Origin of the sequence: uncultured Campylobacter sp. (genome assembly GCF_937997465.1) — a bacterium.
Classification (GTDB): domain Bacteria; phylum Campylobacterota; class Campylobacteria; order Campylobacterales; family Campylobacteraceae; genus Campylobacter_A.
Genome location: NZ_CALKTQ010000230.1, coordinates 1 through 3355 on the forward strand (window position 1 = coordinate 1; position 3355 = coordinate 3355).

Annotated in this window: 5 protein-coding genes; 3 read left to right on the plus strand and 2 right to left on the minus strand. The window is 47.0% G+C overall.

Annotated elements, in window-relative coordinates:
• Both Q0546_RS07740 and Q0546_RS07745 read right to left on the minus strand, forming a co-directional pair.
• On the minus strand, positions 1-273 hold a 273-nt coding region (locus tag Q0546_RS07740), incomplete at its 3' end, for a cation transporter (protein ID WP_298791935.1).
• Positions 274-1275, minus strand: a complete 1002-nt coding sequence (locus Q0546_RS07745; RefSeq protein ID WP_298791937.1) for an agmatine deiminase family protein — start codon at positions 1273-1275, stop codon at positions 274-276.
• Positions 1276-1430: 155 nt separating this feature from the next.
• On the opposite strand from Q0546_RS07745, the gene Q0546_RS07750 reads away from it, so the two are divergent.
• The 3 genes from Q0546_RS07750 to Q0546_RS07760 form a co-directional block, all read left to right on the plus strand.
• Positions 1431-2084 (plus strand): amino acid ABC transporter permease, encoded by a 654-nt coding sequence (locus Q0546_RS07750; RefSeq protein WP_298791939.1) that lies wholly within the window; start codon positions 1431-1433, stop codon positions 2082-2084.
• Complete coding sequence (locus Q0546_RS07755) at positions 2071-2745, plus strand: amino acid ABC transporter permease (RefSeq protein WP_298791941.1); 675 nt, start codon at positions 2071-2073, stop codon at positions 2743-2745. Before Q0546_RS07750 ends, Q0546_RS07755 begins: the two co-directional genes overlap by 14 nt.
• 8 nt (positions 2746-2753) lie before the next feature.
• Positions 2754-3355 (plus strand): amino acid ABC transporter ATP-binding protein (locus Q0546_RS07760; RefSeq protein ID WP_298791942.1); only part of this gene is annotated, 602 nt, incomplete at its 3' end.

Sequence of the window (3355 nt, forward strand, 5' to 3'; positions counted from 1 at the left end):
CATCGCCGCAAGCGCTTCTAGCTTGGCGTAGCCGAAGTTAAATTTAGCATCGGGCGCAGCCTGGGATTTACGGATGGCGAAGAAATTTAGCGCGGAAACTAGCAGGTCAAGCATCGAATCGATCGCCGAGCTAAGCACCGCCACCGAACCGCCGATCAAACCCGCGGCAAATTTAACCGCAGCTAGCGCAAATGCCGTCGTGCCCGCGACTATCACGGCTCTGCGACCTAAAATTTCATTTTGCCTTTTTATGTCGGCATTATTTAATTGCATTCAGATTTCGCTTTCGGCTTCGCTCACGCTTCTTGCGCCTAAAAATCTATTCTGTGAGGAACAATGTAGCGAGCCGTTTTGACGCACGAAAACGAGCGAATCCACGCCGATTATCTTGTGATCAGGCAGCTCTCGCGCTAGTCGCTCAAGCACGATTTTATCGTTATCGTCGCCGTATGTCGGAACGATAATGGCGCCGTTTATAAAGATAAAATTCGCATACGTGCAGCCAAGCCTCTTGCCGCCGTAAAATTTGGCCTTCGGAAGCGGCAGCGGCACGAGCTTAAAGCCCGTGCTTTCAAGCTCTTTTTTCATCTCGGCAAGCTCCTCGAAATGCTCGTCATTTGGATCGTCGCATGAGGCGTATGCGATAGTATCAGGAGCGATGAAGCGCACCAGAGTATCGACGTGACTGTCGGTGTCGTCGCCCTTTATAAATCCGTTTTTAAGCCACACTACGCGCTCAAGACCAAAAAGCTCCCTAAGCCGCGCCTCGATCTGCTCTTTGCTCAGATGGGCGTTGCGGTTGTCGTTTAGTAGGCACTTTTGCGTCGTTAGTAGCGTGCCGCGCCCGTTAAAATCGATACTGCCGCCCTCAAGCACGAGATCGATACTTCGCAAATCGCTTTTAAAACGCCTAGCTAGCTCCAAATTTACGGCATTATCCTTCGAGCTTTCAAATTTGCCGCCCCAAGCGTTAAATTTGAAATCATAGCTGACGATTTTCGCGCCGTCCTCTACATCTATCATGCCGTAGTCGCGTATCCACGTATCATCGGTGTCGATTTTTACGAACTCTACGTTATCAAATTTAGCAAATCGCTCCGCAAAAATCCTCTCATCGGGGCAGACCAAAACGACCTTTTGAAACGGCGCGATAGCTGTCACAAGACTCTCGTAAGCATCTAAAATTTCGCCCAGGTACGGCTTCCAGTCGGTGTTTTCGTGCGGAAGCGATAAAAATATCAGCTCTTGTTTTTCCCACTCTGCAAACGCTCTCAAATTCGTCCTTTATTTAAATAATTTCTATCAAAATTTAGGAGTTATGATACCTTTTGCAAGCTTAAATTTTAAAATAAATCATACAAAATTAGTTTTAAATTTAGTTTGCTTTCGCTACAATCTCGCGAAATTATCAAAAAGAAGCTAAAAAATTTATGGATTTTGAGTTTATAAAAGAATTTACGCCGATGTTCGTAAAAGCGGGCATTTTCACAGTCAAGCTCTCGCTTTACGGCATCTTGCTCTCGCTTGTTATCGGCATATTTTGCACGCTGGTTAAATTTTACAAGGTCAAATTCCTAACGCCCGTCGTAAACGGCTACATCGAGGTTTCTAGAAACACGCCGCTGCTTATACAGCTTTTTTTCCTCTACTACGGACTTAGCAAATTCGGGCTAAATTTGAGCGCTTTTACCTGCGCGGTCGCGGGACTTGCGTTTCTAGGCGGCAGCTATATGGCTGAGAGTTTTAGACTCGGATTTGAATCGGTAAAAAAGACGCAGATAGAGGCCGCGCTTAGCGTCGCTCTCACGCAGGGGCAAATTTTACGCTACGTTATCTTGCCTCAGGCCTTTAGCGTTTCGATCCCCTCTATCGCGGCTAACGTCATCTTTCTCATCAAAGAAACCTCGGTTATCAGCATCATCGCCCTACCCGACCTGGTCTATGCGACCAAGGATATCATCGGGCTTTACTACATGACCGACGAGGCGCTTTTTATGCTCGTCGTTAGCTATTTGATTATCATTTTGCCGATATCTTTGGTGTTATTTTGGTTAGAAAAAAGGATGAGAGTTGGACGGAGTTAGTATTTTATTCGACCCACTGGTCTTAAAGCGGCTGATTTTCGAGGGGCTGTGGATGAGCGTACAGATTTCAGCCATCTCGATCGCCATCTCTCTTGTTTTGGGCACGTTTTTGGGCGTGGCTATGAGCTCGAAAAACAAATTTATCTTTTTTGTGCTAAAAATTGGCCTCGAAATCGTTCGCATAATGCCTCAAATCGTCTGGCTATTTTTGTTTTACTACGGCGCAAGCAAGGCTTTTGGGATAGATATATCCAAATTTAACGCCTCACTCATCGTATTTAGCTTATGGGGTGTGTTTGAGATGATGGATATCGTGCGCGGCGCTATCGTCTCGATACCGCGACATCAGTTTGAGAGCGCAGCGGCCCTGGCGCTTAGCAAGACTCAAATTTATCTTTACGTCGTGATCCCGCTAGCCACGCGTCGCCTAGTGCCTGCGGGCGTAAATTTGCTAAGCCGTATCATCAAAACCACCCCGATCGTCGCCCTCATCGGCGTACCCGACTTGCTAAAAGTCGGACAGCAAACGATCGAGGCGGCGAGCCTAACCGCCAACCCGACCGTGCCGTTTTGGATATACGGCTTTATATTTTTATTATATTTTCTCATCTGCTATCCTATCTCAAAACTATCCAAGATACTTGAAAACAGATGGGCATAAGGAATCAAATGAGCGAAATTTTAAAACTCTCAAATTTAAGCAAATCTTACGGCGACTTGCAGGTGCTAAAAGGCATCGACCTTAGCGTCAAAAACGGCGAAGTGGTCGTGATCCTGGGGCCGTCAGGATGCGGCAAAAGCACAACTTTGCGCTGCATAAACGGCCTTGAGCCCTTTGATGGCGGGCAGATAGAAATAGCTGGCGAAAAGATCGACAAAGACTACAAAGACTGGATAAAAATCCGACAAAAAGTGGGCATGGTTTTTCAAAACTACGAGCTGTTTGACCATATGAACGTCATTGAAAACATCGTGCTAGGCCCGGTAAAAGCGCAAAAAAGAAGCCACGAAGAGGTCGAAAAAGAAGCCGAGGCGTGGCTGGAAAAAGTAGGCCTAAAACACAAAAAATACGCCTATCCAAAGGAGCTTAGCGGCGGACAAAAGCAACGTATCGCCATCGTGCGCGCGCTTTGCATGAGGCCAGAGATCATGCTGTTTGACGAGATAACGGCCTCGCTAGACCCCGAGATCGTGCGCGAGGTGCTAGACGTCGTCATAAACCTCGCAAAAGACGGCATGACGATGCTAATCGTAACGCACGAGATGGGCTT

Bases quoted from the DNA above. Each gene is read 5' to 3' on its own strand.
- Q0546_RS07750 (WP_298791939.1), top strand. From the start codon at position 1,431: ATGGATTTTGAGTTTATAAAAGAATTTACGCCGATGTTCGTAAAAGCG.